Here is a 19,659-nt window from a genome sequence, read left to right as displayed (position 1 = left end):
GCCCTTAAGCCTGCCAGGATTGCCAGCGTCGCCAAAGCCAGGCCTCAATCGAGCCGGTTTGGGTGACATTGTGTTTTTTGATGAGAAACGTGTTCACGATATGGTGTTGGGTTTGGTCAGTATGCCGGTTAGTTTTGCATGCCAATAAAACGGGCTGCTTCGAGCAGTGTCTTTACTATACCATCGGAATCGGTATCGTGTATAGAGTGTCCGTGATTGTAGCCATACGGTACCGTCAGTACGGGGCAAGCCGCAGCCCTGGCCGCTTGCGCGTCATTCGAGGAGTCGCCGATGGCCACCACTTTGGATGGCGGCAGGTCGAAGTCCGCGCACACTTGCAGCAGCGGCATGGGGTGCGGTTTTTTCTGCGGCAGCGAATCGCCGCCATAGACGATCTCGAAATACTGGTCCAGGTTTTTCAGTTTCAGCAGGGGCAGGGCGAAGGCGATCGGCTTGTTGGTGACGCAGGCCAGGCGCAGGCCCGCCGCCTTCATCGCCGCCAGCCCTGCTTCGACCTCCGGATACAGGGTGCTGAACTGGCCGTTGATGGCCAGGTAGTGACGCTGGTAGCCCTCCATCGCCTGCTCGAAACGCTGTTCCACGCCGGCGTCATCGAAGTCGAGCGCCAGCACGGTGCGGATCAGGTTTTCCGAGCCCTTGCCCACCATCAACTTGATGGCGTCGGCGCTGATGGGCGCCAGGTCCAGTTCGGCGCGCATGCCATTGATGGCGACATGAAAATCGGGCACGGTGTCGAGCATCGTGCCATCGAGGTCGATGATGGCGGCGCGCACGCCAGCCAGTACGTGGTCCTTCACCATGCCCGTTTGCATCAGTTGCCCACCGTTTTGGCCAGTTCGGCGCGCATGGCGTCGATGACTGCCTTGTAGTCCGGCTTGCCGAAGATGGCCGAGCCGGCGACAAAGGTGTCGGCGCCGGCGGCGGCGGCGGCGGCGATGTTGTCGATCTTGATGCCGCCATCGACTTCCAGCATGATGTCACGGCCCGATTCGTCGATCATGCGGCGCGCTTCGGCGATTTTCTTCAGCGCTTGCGGAATGAAGGACTGGCCGCCGAAGCCCGGGTTGACGGACATGATCAGGATGATGTCGATCTTGTCCATCACGTGTTCCAGGTAATGCAGCGGCGTGCCCGGGTTGAAAACCAGGCCCGATTTGCAGCCATTGTCGCGGATCAACTGCAAGGAACGATCGACGTGATCCGACGCTTCCGGGTGAAAGGTGATGATGTTCGCGCCAGCCTTGGCGAAATCCGGGATAATGCGATCGACAGGCTTGACCATCAGATGCACATCGATGGGTACTTGCACGTGCGGGCGGATCGCTTCGCACACCAGCGGGCCGATGGTCAGGTTCGGCACGTAATGGTTATCCATCACGTCGAAGTGGATGATGTCGGCGCCGGCGGTAACGACGTTGCGCACTTCCTCGCCCAGGCGGGCAAAGTCGGCGGACAGGATGCTGGGAGCGATACGGAATGTTGTCATGGTGAAGTAGCCAAAGGATAGAAAATGCGATTTGCGCTATTTTACGCCTGACGCCGTTACCATGCCTCATTGAAGTAAGGTGAAATACAGAATACGCATCGTGCGATGGCCAATGCGTCGCGCGCGACACACAATATGACTGGCAATGTCTGAAGAGGAATGACGATGGCGACTTATGAATTTACGGTAACGGTCAAAACGCAATATTTGCCCGATCAATCGGCACCGGACCAGGGGCGGCACGTGTTCAGCTACACGATCCGCGTCGTCAACACGGGCACGGCTGGCGCGCAACTGATTTCGCGCCACTGGGTCATCACGGATGCGAACAACAAGGTGGAGGAGGTGCGCGGCCTGGGCGCCGTCGGCCACCAGCCGCTGTTGCAGCCGGGCGAGCAGTTCGAATACACGAGCGGCACCATGCTGGGCACGCCGCAGGGCTCGATGCACGGCGAATACTTCTGCGTGGCCGAAGACGGCCATCAGTTCGAAGCGCCGATTCCCGAGTTCGTGCTGTCGGTGCCGCGTACCCTGCATTAAGGAAACGCCGGGGGCTTGCCCCCTTATTTCAGTTTTTCGGTGGCGTCCTGTTCTTCACTGAGCTGCTTGCGTGCCGGCGGTGCGGGCTTTTTGCCCGAATACATGGTCCACCAGACTATAAATGCCAGCAAGAAGAACGCCACCAGCGCCTCTATCATCAAGATCCACATACGCATCCCTATGTTATTTACCCGCAGCCCATTTACCAGCCGTCTGTTTACACGCGGTAGTCTACCTGTTTCAATCGGCGCCGTCGCGCTTGTCTTGTCCGCCTGCACCACGCCGCCCGTCGCGCCGCCCGCTGCTTCCAGCGGCAAGGCGCCCGCCATTGCGCCGACCGTCGTCAAGCCTGTGCCTGCCAAGCCGGCCGATGCCAAGGATGCCACGGACGTGGCGGCGCCCACCTTCGTGCCCGCCAAGTTTGCCGCCTTGCCAGGCTGGGCCCGCGACGACATGCGCGCCGCCTGGCCCGCCTTCATGGCTTCGTGCGGCGTGCTGGTGAAGCGGCCGGACTGGAAGGAATCGTGCACGATTGCGCGCCAGGTCAATGCCGACAGCGACAAGGCCATCCGCCTGTTTTTCGAGACCTTCTTTGTGCCAAATCAAGTCGTCACCGCCGATGGCGCCAATACTGGACTGGTGACCGGTTATTACGAGCCATTGCTGCACGGCGCGCGCAAGCGCGGCGGTCCATACCAGACACCGCTGTACAAGGTGCCTGACGATCTGGTCTCGGTGGACTTGTCCGGCGTGTATCCGGAACTGAAGAACATGCGCTTGCGGGGCAAGCTGGTCGGCAAGAAGGTGATACCGTACGCAACCCGCGCCGACATCGAGCGCGCCACGTCCGTCACGGGCAAGGAATTGCTGTGGGTGGATGACGAAGTCGAGGCGTTCTTCCTGCAAGTGCAGGGTTCCGGGCGCGTGCAGCTGACCGATACGCAGGAAACCGTGCGCGTGGCGTATGCGGATCAAAACGGCCATCCATACAAATCGATCGGCCGCTACCTGGTCGACAAGGGCGAGCTGACCCTGAGCCAGGCGTCCGCGCAAGGCATCAAGGCGTGGATCGCCGGCCATCCCACGCGCAAGGATGAATTGTTCAACGCCAACCCGAGCTATGTCTTCTTCAAAGAAGAGCGCTTGCCCGATCCGAAAGTGGGGCCGAAGGGCGCGCTGGGCGTGCCGCTGACGCCGCAGCGCTCGGTGGCCATCGATTCGCGCTTCCTGCCGCTGGGCGCGCCCGTATTCTTGTCCACCACGCAAGCCAATAGCGAGATCCCCATGCAGCGCCTGGTGATGGCGCAGGATACGGGCGGCGCCATTCGCGGGCCGATCCGTGTCGATTATTTCTTTGGCTTTGGCGCGGAAGCGGCCGAGAATGCAGGCCGCATGAAACAGAGCGGCGCCGTGTGGGTGTTGTTGCCGAAGCAGGCGCCGGCGCGCTGAGTTTCTCGCGGCGCCGGGCGGGGGTTGCGCTAGCGCAAGGTTAGCGCAGGACCATGACGGGTAAATGGGTGTGGGCCAGCACTTTTTGCGTTTCGCTGCCCACGAACAACTTGTTCAAGCCCTTGCGGCCATGCGAGGCCATCAGGATGATGTCGCAATGGTAGGTTTGCGCCGCATTGACGATTTCATCGTGCGGGCTCGGCGACACGGCCACCACGCCTTCGAAAGACACGCCGGCAGCGCTTGCCGCTGCGCCGATCTTGTCGATGGCGCGTTGTGACGCTTCCTGCATCTGCTGTTCATACAGGCTGGCGTCGAGCACGATGCCGCCGTCGGCCATCGGCGAGAACGGGAAGGGCTGCACCACGCTGATGGCGACCAGCTTGGCCTTGTTCAGTTGGGCGAAGGCGAGGGCGGTCTCGGCGGCTTTGTCGGACAACGGCGAGCCGTCGGTGGGAAATAAGATGGTGTTAAACATAGCGTGCTCCTCAAGTGATGTAAGACAGCTTATGGATTTACATCAATTAAAACCTTGATATAAATCAAACCTCACAGGCTTTGGCGTGAATAGTGTCGCCAAGGCAATCTTTTAGCAGTGTATGCCCGTTCATCGCTTCAGGTGCGCACGCTACGCAGCGGCGTGCCCCACACCATGGCCACCGTCAACAGGATGCTGCCGGCCGCGATGCAAGCGAGACCATTGCGCACGCCAAAGTGTTCCGCGATCCAGCCGGCGGCCAGCGCGCCCAGCGGCGCCGTCGCCACCGTCAGGAAGCGCATGGTCGACGTCATGCGGCCCAGCATGGGATCGGGCGTCACCTTCTGGCGCAGGCCCAGGTAGGGAATAAAGAACAGCATCACGCCGCAATCGAAAAAGAACATCAATATGGCATACGCCACGGCGCTGGCGGCCGCGCTGCCGAACAGTGCTGCCGGAATCGTTGGCGTCAGGGCAAAGCACACGGAGGTGGATGCCAGGCCGATCAGGATGGTGCGGCCGGCGCCGTAGCGCTTCGTCAATGGCTTGACGATGAAGGCGCTGAGCAAGACGCCGGCGCCGCCCAGCATCTGCGTCATGCCCAGCACGCCAGGGTTCATGCCCAGGTCGCGCGTGGCGAACAGCACCGTCAAGGCCATGCTGGCGTAAAACAGGAAGTGCCAGATGCCGGCGCCCCAGGCCAGCGCGCGCAGCAGCGGTTCGCGCCACACGAACAGCAAGCCGTCGGCGATGTCGCGCAAGGCGTGCTTGTCGGATGGCGCCGGCCGTGGATCGCGCACGCTCATGGCGCGCAAATTGAAGACGGAAATCAGATAACCGCACGCCGTGCACAGGATGGCGACGGGCGCGGACAAGACCTGCACCAGCACGCCGGCCAGGCCGGGACCGATCAGGCGCGACGCCGATTCGGTGGCGGCAAATTTCGACTGCGCATCGATCAAGCCATCGCGGCCCACGAGGAAAGTCAGAAACACCTGCTCGGCGCCGCCGCCCACGACGAAGCCCGTGCCGATGATGAACCCCACTATATATAACCACGGCATCGACAGCACGCCGCACCAGTAAGCCACTGCCACGCTGGCCAGGGCCAGGCCGGACATGCTTTCGCTGAACAGCATGATCGGGTGCTTGCTGCGCCGGTCCAGCAGCACGCCGACGGGCAAGCCGAACAGGGCGAACGGCAGCGCCTGCAAGGCAACCAGCACGCCCATCTGTTCCGGCGTCGCATGCAATAACAGTACCGCACACAGGGGCAGGGCCAGCGAGGTGATCTGGGCGCCGAAGCAATTGAGGCCGTTGCTGAACCACAGGCGGCGGAAATCGACGCTGGCGGCGCTGCCGTCGCCGCGCAGGTAATGGGTGCAGTACTGGAAGAGGGAGGAGAAAATATCTTGCTCGATATGAAAATGATCAGGCTCACAATAATAGCAGCGCACCTGCCGCGCCGCTGCCGTTAGCCGCTACAATCGTTGTCACCGTGTTCATCCAGAGGAGACTATATGCAATACGAAGACTTGATCATCGATATCCAGGGCAAAGTGGCGCTCATCCGCCTGAATCGCCCGAAGGCCTTGAATGCCTTGAACGACAACATGATGAATGAGCTGGGCGACGCCTTGCTGAAGTTCGATGCGGATGACAATATCGGCTGCATCGTGCTCACTGGCAGCGAAAAAGCGTTTGCCGCCGGCGCCGACATCGCCGCCATGGCCGATTACACCTACCCGGACACGTTTACCCAGGGCTACATCAGCCGCAACTGGGAGCATATTTTGCGCGTGCGCAAACCTGTGGTGGGTGCGGTGGCCGGCTATGCGCTCGGTGGCGGTTGCGAACTGGCTATGATGTGCGATTTCCTGATCGCCGCCGACAGCGCCAAATTTGGCCAGCCGGAAATCAAGGTCGGCGTCACGCCGGGTGCGGGCGGCACGCAGCGTTTGCCGCGCGCCATCGGCAAGGCCAAGGCCATGGATCTGCTGCTGACGGCGCGCACCATCGATGCCGCCGAGGCGGAACGTATCGGCCTGGTATCGCGCGTCGTGCCGGCCGATAAATTGCTGGAAGAAACGCTGGCCGCCGCCAAGACCATCGCCGCCATGCCGACCTCGGTTGCCATGATGATCAAGGATTGCGTCAACCGCGCCTTTGAAACCACCTTGACGGATGGTGTCGCCTACGAGCGCCGCTTGTTCCAGGCGGCCTTCGGTACGCCTGCACAAAAAGAAGGCATGCACGCTTTCCTGGAAAAGCGCTTGCCAAACTTCGATGGTCTTTGATATGATTCGCCTCCCCGATGAGACGCACTGGTTTGCGGCACAAAAGGGACAGCCTTCCGGGGCTGGGTAGTAAAAAAGAAGGTTGACGAAATGGCCGAAACGCTTCATACTCTTCCTTCTTCGCAGCTGACAAACACAACGCTTTGTCGATAGCGCGAAAGCAGTACCGAATACAGTTCTTTAACAATTAACAGTCGATAAGTGTGGACATTTGATGTAAGTGCAGCAGCGATCTTCGGATTGCTGTAATACTTAAAATATCAAATGTTCACAAGAAATAATGAAATAGGCGCTACGCAAGTAGTGGCCTGTCAGTTTTTTGAGTGAGCGACCCGTTAGAAATAACGGTGCCGGTAAAACGGCAAAGTAACAGAGATTAAACTGAAGAGTTTGATCCTGGCTCAGATTGAACGCTGGCGGCATGCCTTACACATGCAAGTCGAACGGCAGCACGGAGCTTGCTCTGGTGGCGAGTGGCGAACGGGTGAGTAATATATCGGAACGTACCCTAGAGTGGGGGATAACGTAGCGAAAGTTACGCTAATACCGCATACGATCTAAGGATGAAAGTGGGGGATCGCAAGACCTCATGCTCGTGGAGCGGCCGATATCTGATTAGCTAGTTGGTAGGGTAAAAGCCTACCAAGGCATCGATCAGTAGCTGGTCTGAGAGGACGACCAGCCACACTGGAACTGAGACACGGTCCAGACTCCTACGGGAGGCAGCAGTGGGGAATTTTGGACAATGGGCGAAAGCCTGATCCAGCAATGCCGCGTGAGTGAAGAAGGCCTTCGGGTTGTAAAGCTCTTTTGTCAGGGAAGAAACGGTGAGAGCTAATATCTCTTGCTAATGACGGTACCTGAAGAATAAGCACCGGCTAACTACGTGCCAGCAGCCGCGGTAATACGTAGGGTGCAAGCGTTAATCGGAATTACTGGGCGTAAAGCGTGCGCAGGCGGTTTTGTAAGTCTGATGTGAAATCCCCGGGCTCAACCTGGGAATTGCATTGGAGACTGCAAGGCTAGAATCTGGCAGAGGGGGGTAGAATTCCACGTGTAGCAGTGAAATGCGTAGATATGTGGAGGAACACCGATGGCGAAGGCAGCCCCCTGGGTCAAGATTGACGCTCATGCACGAAAGCGTGGGGAGCAAACAGGATTAGATACCCTGGTAGTCCACGCCCTAAACGATGTCTACTAGTTGTCGGGTCTTAATTGACTTGGTAACGCAGCTAACGCGTGAAGTAGACCGCCTGGGGAGTACGGTCGCAAGATTAAAACTCAAAGGAATTGACGGGGACCCGCACAAGCGGTGGATGATGTGGATTAATTCGATGCAACGCGAAAAACCTTACCTACCCTTGACATGGCTGGAATCCTCGAGAGATTGGGGAGTGCTCGAAAGAGAACCAGTACACAGGTGCTGCATGGCTGTCGTCAGCTCGTGTCGTGAGATGTTGGGTTAAGTCCCGCAACGAGCGCAACCCTTGTCATTAGTTGCTACGAAAGGGCACTCTAATGAGACTGCCGGTGACAAACCGGAGGAAGGTGGGGATGACGTCAAGTCCTCATGGCCCTTATGGGTAGGGCTTCACACGTCATACAATGGTACATACAGAGCGCCGCCAACCCGCGAGGGGGAGCTAATCGCAGAAAGTGTATCGTAGTCCGGATTGTAGTCTGCAACTCGACTGCATGAAGTTGGAATCGCTAGTAATCGCGGATCAGCATGTCGCGGTGAATACGTTCCCGGGTCTTGTACACACCGCCCGTCACACCATGGGAGCGGGTTTTACCAGAAGTAGGTAGCTTAACCGTAAGGAGGGCGCTTACCACGGTAGGATTCGTGACTGGGGTGAAGTCGTAACAAGGTAGCCGTATCGGAAGGTGCGGCTGGATCACCTCCTTTCTAGAGTTTGCACGAATCAGGTAACTGGTTCACGCATCAAATGTTCACACTTATCGGCTGTTAATATAAAGAACAGCATTTGGGGCTGTAGCTCAGCTGGTTAGAGCACCGTGTTGATAACGCGGGGGTCGTTGGTTCGAGTCCAACCAGCCCTACCAGTTTCTGTAGTAAATCTCAGGGGGATTAGCTCAGCTGGGAGAGCACCTGCTTTGCAAGCAGGGGGTCGTCGGTTCGATCCCGTCATCCTCCACCAAAAAGTTCAAACGTAAGTTGATCACAGCGGTGATTAAATTTAGGTTTGGTCTTTTCGAGATCAAGTGCTGTATGTTCTTTAACAATCTGGAAGAAGTAAAGATTATTTATTGATCGGTTTGCCGTAAAAGGTAAATCGATGGGTAATGATTGTATGTATCAACAAACAAGCAACAACGTTGTACTTTCTTATCCCTGTAGCGCTCTTTTCGTTTGAAAGAATGAAGAGGCTAACGTTATAGGGACAAGCGAATAAGTGCACATGGTGGATGCCTTGGCGATTACAGGCGATGAAGGACGTAGTAGCTTGCGATAAGCTGCGGGGAGTGAGCAAACACACTTTGATCCGCAGATTTCCGAATGGGGCAACCCACCCTTTTAGGGTATTGCATACTGAATACATAGGTATGCAAGGCGAACGCGGCGAACTGAAACATCTAAGTAGCTGCAGGAAAAGAAATCAACCGAGATTCCCAAAGTAGCGGCGAGCGAAATGGGAAGAGCCTGTACGTGATAGTCGGACCGATAACAGAATCCTCTGGAAATAGGAGCCATAGTGGGTGATAGCCCCGTATGTGAAATCGGACCGGTGGTACTAAGCGTACGACAAGTAGGGCGGGACACGTGACATCCTGTCTGAATATGGGGGGACCATCCTCCAAGGCTAAATACTCGTAATCGACCGATAGTGAACCAGTACCGTGAGGGAAAGGCGAAAAGAACCCCGGAAGGGGAGTGAAATAGATCCTGAAACCGTGTGCATACAAACAGTAGGAGCGGACTTGTTCCGTGACTGCGTACCTTTTGTATAATGGGTCAGCGACTTACATTCAGTGGCAAGGTTAACCGAATAGGGAAGCCGTAGAGAAATCGAGTCCGAATAGGGCGATCAGTCGCTGGGTGTAGACCCGAAACCAAGTGATCTACTCATGGCCAGGATGAAGGTGCGGTAACACGCCCTGGAGGTCCGAACCCACTAATGTTGAAAAATTAGGGGATGAGCTGTGGGTAGGGGTGAAAGGCTAAACAAACTTGGAAATAGCTGGTTCTCTCCGAAAACTATTTAGGTAGTGCCTCAAGTATCACCATCGGGGGTAGAGCACTGTTATGGCTAGGGGGTCATTGCGACTTACCAAACCATTGCAAACTCCGAATACCGATGAGTGCGAGCTTGGGAGACAGACGTCGGGTGCTAACGTCCGGCGTCAAGAGGGAAACAACCCAGACCGCCAGCTAAGGTCCCAAAGATTGGCTAAGTGGAAAACGAAGTGGGAAGGCTAAAACAGTCAGGATGTTGGCTTAGAAGCAGCCATCATTTAAAGAAAGCGTAATAGCTCACTGATCGAGTCGTCCTGCGCGGAAGATGTAACGGGGCTAAGCCAGTCACCGAAGCTGCGGATATTGTTCTGTGATTTATCACAGATATATATGGTAGGAGAGCGTTCTGTAAGCCTGCGAAGGTGTCTTGTAAAGGATGCTGGAGGTATCAGAAGTGCGAATGCTGACATGAGTAGCGATAATGGGGGTGAAAAGCCTCCACGCCGTAAGCCCAAGGTTTCCTGTTCAACGTTCATCGGAGCAGGGTGAGTCGGCCCCTAAGGCGAGGCAGAGATGCGTAGCTGATGGGAAGCAGGTTAATATTCCTGCACCGTCGTATGATGCGATGGGGGGACGGATCGCGGAAGGTTGTCCAACTGTTGGAATAGTTGGTTTTTGGCTCATAGAAGGCACTTAGGCAAATCCGGGTGCGGAATTCAAGGGGTTGAGACGAGTGCACTTGTGCACGAAGCAATCGGAAGTGGTTCCAAGAAAAGCCTCTAAGCTTCAGTCATACGAGACCGTACCGCAAACCGACACAGGTGGGCGAGATGAGTATTCTAAGGCGCTTGAGAGAACTCGGGAGAAGGAACTCGGCAAATTGGTACCGTAACTTCGGGAAAAGGTACGCCCCGGTAGCTTGATTGGTTTACTCCATGAGGGTGAAAGGGTTGCAATAAACTGGTGGCTGCGACTGTTTAATAAAAACACAGCACTCTGCAAACACGAAAGTGGACGTATAGGGTGTGACGCCTGCCCGGTGCTGGAAGATTAAATGATGGGGTGCAAGCTCTTGATTGAAGTCCCAGTAAACGGCGGCCGTAACTATAACGGTCCTAAGGTAGCGAAATTCCTTGTCGGGTAAGTTCCGACCTGCACGAATGGCGTAACGATGGCCACACTGTCTCCTCCCGAGACTCAGCGAAGTTGAAATGTTTGTGATGATGCAATCTACCCGCGGCTAGACGGAAAGACCCCATGAACCTTTACTGTAGCTTTGCATTGGACTTTGAACCAATCTGTGTAGGATAGGTGGGAGGCTTTGAAGCGGGGACGCTAGTTCTCGTGGAGCCAACCTTGAAATACCACCCTGGTTTGTTTGAGGTTCTAACCTTGGTCCGTTATCCGGATCGGGGACAGTGCATGGTAGGCAGTTTGACTGGGGCGGTCTCCTCCTAAAGTGTAACGGAGGAGTTCGAAGGTACGCTAGATACGGTCGGACATCGTGTTGATAGTGCAATGGCATAAGCGTGCTTAACTGCGAGACTGACAAGTCGAGCAGGTACGAAAGTAGGACATAGTGATCCGGTGGTTCTGTATGGAAGGGCCATCGCTCAACGGATAAAAGGTACTCTGGGGATAACAGGCTGATTCCTCCCAAGAGTTCATATCGACGGGGGAGTTTGGCACCTCGATGTCGGCTCATCACATCCTGGGGCTGTAGCCGGTCCCAAGGGTATGGCTGTTCGCCATTTAAAGTGGTACGTGAGCTGGGTTTAAAACGTCGTGAGACAGTTTGGTCCCTATCTGCCGTGGGCGTTGGAAATTTGAAGGGGGCTGCTCCTAGTACGAGAGGACCGGAGTGGACGAACCTCTGGTGTACCGGTTGTCACGCCAGTGGCATTGCCGGGTAGCTAAGTTCGGAAGAGATAACCGCTGAAAGCATCTAAGCGGGAAACTTGCCTTGAGATGAGATTTCCCAGAGCCTTGAGCTCTTTGAAGGGTCGTTCGAGACCAGGACGTTGATAGGCTGGGTGTGGAAGTGCAGTAATGCATTAAGCTAACCAGTACTAATTGCCCGTACGGCTTGTCCCTATAACCTTAGCAGGTACAGAGGATAAGACGGTACAACGTTGCGTGTGTGTTGATACAACTATTCATTACCCAATCTTTGCTTCTTCCAGATTCAGGCTTTGTCGCTCCATTGAGGACAAATGCCAGTACAAGTTATGCCTGATGACCATAGCAAGTTGGTCCCACCCCTTCCCATCCCGAACAGGACCGTGAAACAACTTTGCGCCGATGATAGTGCTGCAACCAGTGTGAAAGTAGGTTATCGTCAGGCTTGTTATTCGAAAAAACCCCTTCCGGTGATCCGGTTGGGGTTTTTTTACGTCTGGCGGTTTTGTCGCGATAAAAGCCCACTTTTAGTCCCATCTTCAGGCAAATTGCTATATAATTCGCCTCCTCAGATCAGATGGTTTGCTGCCCCGTTGGGAGCAGGCTGTTGAAAAAGTTATGCCTGATGACCATAGCAAGTTGGTCCCACCCCTTCCCATCCCGAACAGGACCGTGAAACAACTTTGCGCCGATGATAGTGCTGCAACCAGTGTGAAAGTAGGTTATCGTCAGGCTTGTTATATAAAAAAACCCCGCTAGGTGCGGGGTTTTTTTTCGTCTGCAGCATTCATCGGATCAGATGCCCCAGGTGATGCTTTCACCTTCCGCCTTGGCCGAGCGCAGCATTTCCATCAAAGGATAGGCGCGCTGCGAAAAATGCACTTTTTGTGCGCGCGCATGGGCGCCTGTTTCACCGTCTTCCAGCGTTTCCGGCGTATGCGCATCGTGTTCGATGTCATTTTCCGGATGCAGTTTGCTTTCCGCGACTTCTTTTTCCAGCAGGGCCAGGGCATCGCCCGCTTCCGCTGGCGTGATGACGCCGCGCGTGGGGTTCTTGTGCAGGATGTCGAGGATGCGCTGGGCATGCTCCTGGTACATCAGCACTTCTGGGGAGGATTTGGATTTGAATGAGATCAACATAAGCGCTTTCTGAAACTTGTTGTTAGTGTCGAAACAATATCACGACTTGAAATGTCGCACAGGCCGTCCGATTGCCCGGATTGCACATTTGCAAGCCGGATAGGGCCATCTGTTGGACAACGCACGTATTTACAAGAGCGTGTTTACCGTGAAAACATCCGTTTAAGCGATCGTTAAGTCTCAATCCAGTTTCACCGAGTCCATGAACGTGTCGATGGTGTCACGCGACAGCTTGCTTTCTTCACCGAGTATGATGATCTGGAAGATGCGTTTGTCCTGCGCCACAAAACGGCCGACCAGCAGGACGGGCTTGCCCTGCTGCGTCCCCGTCGCTTCGACGCTCAGCGCGCTGCGTTGATGGCTACCGGCCGCCGTGCTGCTGGCCGTCGACGCGGATTTCTCGCTGCGCACGACACCATTGATATTTTTCAACAGGGCTGTCTGCATGGCGGGCAGGGCCGTTTGTGCCTGTTCCGCACTGTCGAGCATGGCGCTGCCGATGGCGAAGGTATTGCCATCGACTTCGCTGGCCGTCATGGTCAGGCTGACTTTCTTGCCGTCGAGATCGATCTCGCGCGTCAGCACGGCCGGTTTGCCCGGAAACAGGGCCGTGAACTGGGCGTCGGGGCTGCGATAGTCGCGCCAGTCGAATTTCGGACTGCAGGCAGACAGGACGCTGGCGGCCGCGAGCGTAGCCAGAAAGAGGGCAAGTGATGTTTTTTTCATCAGCAGATGGTAGCAGCGCTGCCAATCACGCGCAATCGTGCACGTGTAGGGTTCACCGCTTGCCTTATATCTCGCGCAGTACGCGCCGGTACTGGATCGCTTCGGCAACATGCGCTTGCGTGATGGCGGGGCTGCCCGCCAGGTCCGCGATGCTGCGCGACACGCGCAGCACCCGGTGGTAGGTGCGCGCCGACCAGTGCAGGCGCGTCATGGCGCCATGTAACAACTGTTCGCCATGTGGTTCCAGGCGACAATGTTGTTCGATTTCCGTGTTGCTCAGCTGCTGGTTCGCTTTTCCCTGGCGTACCAACTGCAAGGCATAGGCTGCCGCTACCCGCGTGGCGATCGCTTGCGTACTTTCGCCGGCGCCTGCACGTCGCCCCAGCGCCGTCGGCGGCATGGCGGCCACTTCAATCTGCAGGTCGATACGGTCGAGCAGGGGGCCCGACAGACGATTGTGATAGCGCAATACGGCGTCTGGCGTACAGCGGCAACGACCGGAAGCGTGGCCCAGATAGCCGCACGGGCAGGGATTCATAGCGGCAATCAATTGAAAACGGGCAGGAAACTCGGCCTGGCGTGCCGCGCGTGAAATGCTGATCACGCCCGACTCCATGGGTTGGCGCAGCACGTCGAGCACCCGGCGGTGGAATTCGGCAATTTCATCGAGAAACAGCACGCCGCAGTGTGCCAGCGAGATTTCACCTGGCCGTGGCACGTTGCCGCCGCCCACCAGGGCTACGCCGGACGCCGTCTGGTGCGGGGCGCGATAGGGCCGCCGTTTCCAATGCTCCACCTTGAAGTGGCTGCCCAGCGAATGCACGGCCGCCGATTCCAGCGCCTCTTCATCGCTCATGGGCGGCAGCACGCCAGGGAAGCGGCTGGCCAGCATGGTCTTGCCTGCGCCCGGTGGTCCCACCATCAGGACGGTGTGACCGCCCGCTGCCGCCACTTCCAGTGCGCGTCGCGCCTGCTGCTGCCCTTGCACGTCGGCAAAGTCGGGATAGGGAAAAGCGTGCGGTGCCAGCACGGGCTGGTGGCGTTGCAGGGCAGTCTGGCTGGCGTGCCTGGCAAAATGCGCACAGACCTCGAGCAGGCTGTGGGCGGGATAGATGCAGGCATCGCTGACGAGAGCCGCCTCGTCCGCGTTCGCCTGCGGCAGGATGAAGGCGCGTGGCGTGCCTGACTGGCTGCGCTGCATGGCAAAGGTCATGGCCAGGGCGCCGCGGATGGGACGCAACTGGCCAGACAGCGACAGTTCGCCCGCGAATTCATAGTGCTGTAATTGGTCGCCCGGCAACTGGCCGGAGGCGGCCAGGATGCCCAGTGCGATGGGCAAGTCGAAGCGGCCCGATTCCTTGGGCAAGTCTGCCGGCGCCAGATTGGCCGTGATGCGCCGCGCCGGCATCTCGAAGCCGCAGTTTTGCAACGCGGCACGCACGCGGTCGCGCGACTCCTTCACTTCCGTATCCGGCAGGCCGACTATCGTAAACGAAGGCAAGCCATTGGCAAGGTGGACTTCGACACTTACCTCGGGCGCCTCCATGCCGGCCAGGGCGCGGCTTTTCAGGACGGCCAGGCTCATCAGACTCCCCTGTAGCGCGGACGCGGGCAGGATCAGTCTAGCGCTTGAAAAGGTGTGAGGCTTGAGGTATGCCAGCAAGGTCGCCGATTACGGCGCCCTGCGTGCAGCAGCGGTTCAGGCTTTTGGATCGTTCAGGCGCGTTTCCAGTTCGATCAGACGCAATTCCAGTGCATCCAGTTTGGCACGGGTCTTGGCCAGCACTTGCGCCTGGATATCGAATTCCTCGCGCGTGACGAGATCGAGGCGGGCGAAGCCCTGGGTCATCATCGATTTCACATTTTTCTCTATATCCTTGGCCGGCGAGTTTTCGATGGCTTGATGGATCTTGCCCTGCAAGTCGTTAAAGAAGGTATTCATGTCCATGGTCAGTCCTTTTATGGTGCGGCCTGTGCATCGCACCATTGCGGTGCACAGCAGCGTTAATCTGGTGCGAAACTGGGCGCTTCATTGTGCTTCAGCAGTCCGTTGCCGCATTCCTGGCCGTGTGCAGGGTATGTATGGACGGAAATGCACCTGTCAAGGTGGCAATAGAGCTGGCACGTATTCTGCTAAAGAAGGTATGAACGCTTTGTGATCTCCAGCCAAGATTTTAAACCTCAACCGCTTTAAAAGTTCAATAAAAGGGAATCGCCATGAAGAATCTGTCCAAGAACATGACTTTAGCTGCAGCGTTGACGCTGGCCATGACCGCCTTGTGCGGTAGCGCCATGGCCCAGGATGCAGTGGCGGCGCCTGCTGTGGCCGAAGCGGTACCTGATAACGTGGTGAGCTACAACGTGGCGCTGACCAGCGATTACCGTTACCGCGGCATCTCGCAAAGCCGCTTGAACCCGGCCATCAGCGGCGGTGCCGACTATACCCATAACCCGACGGGCCTGTATGTGGGCACCTGGCTGTCGAGCATCAAATGGATCAAGGACGGCGGCGGCGATACCAATCTGGAATGGGATATCTACGGCGGCAAGCGGGGCGAGATCAGCAAGGATTTTACCTATGACGTGGGCGGCCTGTACTACTTCTACCCATCGAATGGACTGAGCACCAATGCCAACACCTTCGAGCTGTACGGCCAGCTGGGTTATGGCCCCGCGTACATCAAGTACTCGCATTCGACCACCAATCTGTTCGGCGTGGCCGACAGCAAGAACAGCGGCTACCTCGACGTGGGCGCCAACGTCGAGGTGCACGACGGTTACATCTTGAATCTGCACGCCGGGCGCCAGAAGGTCGAGCACAACGATTCCCTCAGCTACAGCGATTACAAGATCGGCGTGACCAAGGACTTCGGCATGGCGACCGTTGCCCTGGCGGTCGTCAAGGCCAATATCGTATCGTTGGCACCGAATGGCAAGAATCTGGCGAAATCCGGTCTCGTGCTGACCGTATCGAAAACCTTTTAAGCGAGACAGTCATGAAAATGATTACTGCAATCATTAAACCGTTCAAACTGGACGAAGTACGCGAAGCTTTGTCGGCTATCAATGTGCAAGGCATTACCGTCACGGAAGTCAAGGGTTTCGGCCGCCAGAAAGGTCACACGGAACTCTACCGTGGCGCCGAGTATGTCGTTGATTTCTTGCCAAAAACCAAGATTGAAGCGGCCGTCGATGACGCCATTGTCGACCAGGCCATCGAAGCGATCGAAGGCGCCGCGCGTACCGGTAAAATCGGTGATGGCAAGATTTTCGTCTACAACCTGGAACAGGTCATCCGCATCCGTACCGGTGAAACCGGCAACGAAGCGCTCTAAGGGGAATATTGATGCATAAAAATATAACAAAATTGCTAGCCGGGATAGCCTGTCTGTGTGCGTTTGGTGTCGCCACGCCGAGCTTTGCCGATGCGCCCGCCAAGACGGAGGCGGCCACGACCGCGGCCGTTGCCGCCCCGGCCGTGACGCCCGTGCCTGATGCAGCCGCACCGGCCCCGGCCGCTGCCGCGCCAGCCGCCGCGCCCGTTGCCAACAAGGGCGACACCAGTTTCATGATGATCAGCACCTTGCTGGTGATCTTGATGACGATCCCCGGCCTGGCCCTGTTCTACGGCGGCCTGGTGCGCTCCAAAAACATGCTGTCGGTGCTGATGCAGGTGTTCATGGTGTTCGCGCTGGTCATCGTCCTGTGGTGCATCTACGGCTACTCGATCGCCTTCACGGAAAAAACCGCCTTCTTCGGTGGCTTCGACCGCCTGTTCCTGAACGGCATCTGGGATCCGGCCAAGGGCACGTTCGCCGCCGCCGCCACCTTCAGCAAGGGCGTCGTCATTCCCGAGTTCGTCTTCGTCGCTTTCCAGGGCACGTTTGCCGCCATCACCTGCGCGTTGATCGTCGGCGCCTTTGCCGAGCGCGCCAAGTTTGCCGCCGTGCTGGCCTTCGTCGTGCTGTGGTTCACGTTCGCCTACCTGCCAGCGGCCCACATGGTGTGGTTCTGGACCGGTCCTGACCTGATCACCAACGCCGCCACCTCGGCCAGCGAAGCCCTGAAGGCGGGTTGGATCTGGCAAAAAGGCGCGCTGGACTTCGCCGGCGGCACCGTGGTGCACATCAACGCCGCCGTCGCCGGCCTGGTGGGGGCCATCATGATCGGCAAGCGCGTCGGTTACGGCCGCGAATCGATGGCGCCGCACTCGCTGACGATGACCATGATAGGCGCTTCGCTGCTGTGGGTGGGCTGGTTCGGTTTCAATGCCGGTTCCTCGCTGGAAGCGGGCGACGTGGCGGCTTTGGCCTTCGTCAATACCTTGCTGGCAACGGCCGCCGCCACCCTGTCGTGGGTGTTTGGCGAATGGATTTCCAAGGGCAAGCCTTCCATGCTCGGTGGCGCGTCCGGCGCCGTGGCAGGCCTGGTGGCGATCACCCCGGCGGCCGGCTTTGTCGGCCCGATGGGCGGCCTCGTCATCGGCTTGCTGGCCGGTGTCGTCTGCCTGTGGGGCGTGAATGGCCTGAAACGCCTGATCGGCGCCGACGATTCGCTCGACGTATTCGGCGTGCATGGCGTGGGCGGTATCCTGGGCGCCTTGCTGACGGGCGTGTTTGCTGCACCGCAACTGGGCGGCCAGGGCATCTTCGACTATGTCACCAACAAGATGTCGGCGGATCCGTACTCGATCGGCCACCAGGTGTGGGTGCAGGCGCAAGCGGTCGGCACCACCATCCTCTGGTCGGCCCTGGTTTCCCTCGTTGCCTATAAACTGGTCGACATCGTCATCGGCTTGCGCGTACCGGAAGACGAAGAGCGCGAAGGCCTCGATATCACCAGCCACGGCGAGCAAGCGTATCATGGCTAAATAGCAATTATCTGGCATGCCAGCGCCCCGGCGCGGCATGTCCTGCTGGAAAAGGCGCCTCATTGAGGCGCCTTTTTTTCGTTATGGGAATGGAAAAGGTCTTTAAAACAAGGCTTTTGCCCCGATTTGGGGTACTTACACGGTAATATAGTCGGCAGTTCTGTGTGCTTTTTTGAATACTGCACATAATTTAAGGATGTAACTATGGTTCCCCATCTCGTCACGGCCCTGACCGGACCGCTGCTCGACCTCGAAAAAAAGATTCTGGCCGCGACGCCGGCCATTGAGCGCTGGTTTCGCATGGAGTGGCAAGAGCACACGCCGCCCTTCTATTGCTCGGTAGACTTGCGTAATGCGGGCTACAAGCTGGCGCCCGTCGATACCAATCTGTTCCCTGGCGGTTTCCACAACCTGGCGACGGAAATGCTGCCCTTGTCCGTGCAGGCGGCCATGGCCGCCATCGACAAGTATTGCCCGGATGCCCGCAACCTGCTGATCGTGCCGGAATTGCACAACACCACGCCGCAATACCTGCAGAACGTGGCGCGCCTGATGCAGATCTTCCGCCAGACGGGGCTGCACGTGCGCTTCGGTTCCTGGTCGCCCGACATCACCCAGCCGACACCGTTGGCGTTGCCAGATGGCAACATGCTCGTCATCGAGCCCCTCGTGCGCCTGAACAATGGCCGCCGCCTGGGCTTGAAGGATTTCGACCCGTGCACGATTCTGCTGAATAACGACTTGTCGGACGGCATTCCCGATATCTTGCAAAATATTCATGAGCAAAGCCTGCTGCCGCCCTTGCACGCGGGCTGGGCCTTGCGCCGCAAGAGCAACCACTACACGGCCTACGATGAAGTGGTGAAGAAATTCGGCAAGATGATCGATGTCGACCCGTGGATGCTCAACCCCTTCCACGCCAAGTGCAGCGACGTCAATTTCCAGGAAGGCGAGGGCGAAGATGCGCTGGCCGCCAGCGTCGACGTGCTGCTGGCCAAGATCCGCAAGAAATACAAGGAATACGGCATCAAGGAAAAGCCCTTCGTCATCGTCAAGCCCGATGCGGGCACGTATGGCACGGGCATCATGACGGTGCGCGACGCCAGCGAAGTGCGCGACCTGTCGCGCAAGCAGCGCGACAAGATGTCCATCGTCAAGGACGGCAAGGTTGTCACCGACGTCATCATCCAGGAAGGCGTGCCGACCTTTGAAAGCATCAAGGATGCCGTGGCCGAGCCGGTCGTCTACATGATCGACCGCTACGTGGTGGGCGGCTTCTACCGCGTGCACGCGGAAAAGGGCGTGGACCAGAACCTGAACGCGCCCGGCTCGCAGTACGTGCCGCTGGCATTTGCCCAGCAGCATGCCGTGCCGGACTTGAAGGCCAAGCCGGGCACGGCCGCGCCGAACCGCTTCTATGTGTATGGCGTGGTGGCGCGCCTGGCCTTGCTGGCCGCGTCGCTGGAAATGGAGCGCACGGACCCGAATCCCGAGGTGTATTGATCCATCCCTGCGGCTTGCCGGGCGCGGTGACTACCGCGCCCGGCGATCTCG

At 57.6% G+C, this 19,659-nt stretch carries 16 protein-coding genes, 2 tRNA genes and 4 rRNA genes; 13 read left to right on the top strand and 9 right to left on the bottom strand.

Going from position 1 to position 19,659, the window contains the following annotated elements:
* Positions 1-128: 128 nt before the first annotated feature.
* Positions 129-821 (bottom strand): phosphoglycolate phosphatase, encoded by a 693-nt coding sequence (locus CLU94_RS10385; RefSeq protein ID WP_257218752.1) that lies wholly within the window; start codon positions 819-821, stop codon positions 129-131.
* A gap of 11 nt (positions 822-832) precedes the next feature.
* Positions 833-1,507 (bottom strand): ribulose-phosphate 3-epimerase, encoded by a 675-nt coding sequence (gene rpe / locus CLU94_RS10380; protein WP_077399332.1) that lies wholly within the window; start codon positions 1,505-1,507, stop codon positions 833-835.
* Between the two features lie 165 nt (positions 1,508-1,672).
* On the opposite strand from rpe, the gene apaG reads away from it, so the two are divergent.
* Complete coding sequence (gene apaG / locus CLU94_RS10375) at positions 1,673-2,047, top strand: Co2+/Mg2+ efflux protein ApaG (RefSeq protein ID WP_034785627.1); 375 nt, start codon at positions 1,673-1,675, stop codon at positions 2,045-2,047.
* Positions 2,048-2,070: 23 nt separating this feature from the next.
* Here the strand turns inward: apaG and CLU94_RS28665 are convergent, their stop codons facing one another.
* Complete coding sequence (locus CLU94_RS28665) at positions 2,071-2,205, bottom strand: hypothetical protein (RefSeq protein WP_257218751.1); 135 nt, start codon at positions 2,203-2,205, stop codon at positions 2,071-2,073.
* 106 nt (positions 2,206-2,311) lie between these two features.
* Between CLU94_RS28665 and mltA the strand changes: the two genes are divergently transcribed.
* Positions 2,312-3,496 carry a murein transglycosylase A gene (mltA, locus tag CLU94_RS10370; protein WP_306558300.1) on the top strand — a complete coding sequence of 395 codons (1,185 nt, stop codon included), beginning with the start codon at positions 2,312-2,314 and terminating at the stop codon, positions 3,494-3,496.
* A gap of 40 nt (positions 3,497-3,536) precedes the next feature.
* On the opposite strand, the gene CLU94_RS10365 is transcribed toward mltA, so the two are convergent.
* On the bottom strand, positions 3,537-3,974 hold the full coding sequence (locus tag CLU94_RS10365) for a universal stress protein (RefSeq protein ID WP_099665562.1): 438 nt from the start codon (positions 3,972-3,974) through the stop codon (positions 3,537-3,539).
* A 137-nt stretch (positions 3,975-4,111) separates the two neighbouring features.
* On the bottom strand, positions 4,112-5,431 hold the full coding sequence (locus CLU94_RS10360; protein WP_257218750.1) for an MFS transporter: 1,320 nt from the start codon (positions 5,429-5,431) through the stop codon (positions 4,112-4,114).
* 63 nt (positions 5,432-5,494) lie between these two features.
* Here CLU94_RS10360 and CLU94_RS10355 point away from each other — a divergent pair, with 63 nt between their 5' ends.
* From CLU94_RS10355 to rrf (CLU94_RS10325), 7 genes are all read left to right on the top strand, one after another.
* Positions 5,495-6,271, top strand: a complete 777-nt coding sequence (locus CLU94_RS10355) for an enoyl-CoA hydratase (RefSeq protein WP_099665561.1) — start codon at positions 5,495-5,497, stop codon at positions 6,269-6,271.
* A 378-nt stretch (positions 6,272-6,649) separates the two neighbouring features.
* Positions 6,650-8,180 (top strand): 16S ribosomal RNA (locus CLU94_RS10350).
* 81 nt (positions 8,181-8,261) lie between these two features.
* Positions 8,262-8,338: transfer RNA gene (locus CLU94_RS10345), tRNA-Ile, on the top strand.
* A 19-nt stretch (positions 8,339-8,357) separates the two neighbouring features.
* Positions 8,358-8,433 (top strand) — tRNA-Ala (locus CLU94_RS10340).
* Between the two features lie 241 nt (positions 8,434-8,674).
* Positions 8,675-11,564: ribosomal RNA gene (locus tag CLU94_RS10335) — 23S ribosomal RNA — on the top strand.
* Positions 11,565-11,701: 137 nt separating this feature from the next.
* A 5S ribosomal RNA gene (gene rrf / locus CLU94_RS10330) occupies positions 11,702-11,814 on the top strand.
* A gap of 176 nt (positions 11,815-11,990) precedes the next feature.
* Positions 11,991-12,103 (top strand): 5S ribosomal RNA (rrf, locus tag CLU94_RS10325).
* Together the 16S, 23S and 5S rRNA genes with 2 tRNA genes alongside form the textbook arrangement of a ribosomal RNA operon.
* 61 nt (positions 12,104-12,164) lie before the next feature.
* Here rrf (CLU94_RS10325) and CLU94_RS10320 read toward each other — a convergent pair.
* The 4 genes from CLU94_RS10320 to CLU94_RS10305 all read right to left on the bottom strand — a co-directional run bounded on the left by CLU94_RS10320 (position 12,165) and on the right by CLU94_RS10305 (position 15,183).
* Positions 12,165-12,509, bottom strand: coding sequence for a DUF1840 domain-containing protein (locus tag CLU94_RS10320; RefSeq protein WP_071325465.1), 345 nt, complete (start codon positions 12,507-12,509; stop codon positions 12,165-12,167).
* A 180-nt stretch (positions 12,510-12,689) separates the two neighbouring features.
* On the bottom strand, positions 12,690-13,235 hold the full coding sequence (locus tag CLU94_RS10315) for a hypothetical protein (protein ID WP_077399347.1): 546 nt from the start codon (positions 13,233-13,235) through the stop codon (positions 12,690-12,692).
* A gap of 64 nt (positions 13,236-13,299) precedes the next feature.
* Positions 13,300-14,820 carry a YifB family Mg chelatase-like AAA ATPase gene (locus CLU94_RS10310; RefSeq protein WP_099665560.1) on the bottom strand — a complete coding sequence of 507 codons (1,521 nt, stop codon included), beginning with the start codon at positions 14,818-14,820 and terminating at the stop codon, positions 13,300-13,302.
* Between the two features lie 114 nt (positions 14,821-14,934).
* Entirely contained in the window at positions 14,935-15,183 is a 249-nt protein-coding gene (locus tag CLU94_RS10305; protein ID WP_035824443.1) for an accessory factor UbiK family protein, read from the bottom strand.
* Positions 15,184-15,452: 269 nt separating this feature from the next.
* Here CLU94_RS10305 and CLU94_RS10300 point away from each other — a divergent pair, with 269 nt between their 5' ends.
* The 4 genes from CLU94_RS10300 to gshA all read left to right on the top strand — a co-directional run bounded on the left by CLU94_RS10300 (position 15,453) and on the right by gshA (position 19,608).
* Positions 15,453-16,220 (top strand): TorF family putative porin, encoded by a 768-nt coding sequence (locus CLU94_RS10300; protein WP_099665559.1) that lies wholly within the window; start codon positions 15,453-15,455, stop codon positions 16,218-16,220.
* An 11-nt stretch (positions 16,221-16,231) separates the two neighbouring features.
* A complete protein-coding gene (locus CLU94_RS10295) occupies positions 16,232-16,570 on the top strand; it encodes a P-II family nitrogen regulator (protein ID WP_010393464.1) in 339 nt (112 codons plus the stop codon).
* Positions 16,571-16,581: 11 nt separating this feature from the next.
* On the top strand, positions 16,582-18,105 hold the full coding sequence (locus tag CLU94_RS10290) for an ammonium transporter (protein WP_099665558.1): 1,524 nt from the start codon (positions 16,582-16,584) through the stop codon (positions 18,103-18,105).
* A 204-nt stretch (positions 18,106-18,309) separates the two neighbouring features.
* Complete coding sequence (gshA, locus tag CLU94_RS10285; RefSeq protein WP_077399358.1) at positions 18,310-19,608, top strand: glutamate--cysteine ligase; 1,299 nt, start codon at positions 18,310-18,312, stop codon at positions 19,606-19,608.
* Positions 19,609-19,659: the final 51 nt, after the last annotated feature.

Source organism: Janthinobacterium sp. 13, from assembly GCF_002749695.1.
Taxonomy (GTDB): Bacteria; Pseudomonadota; Gammaproteobacteria; order Burkholderiales; family Burkholderiaceae_D; genus Janthinobacterium; species Janthinobacterium kumbetense.
This window is presented reverse-complemented; position numbering and strand designations above follow the sequence as displayed.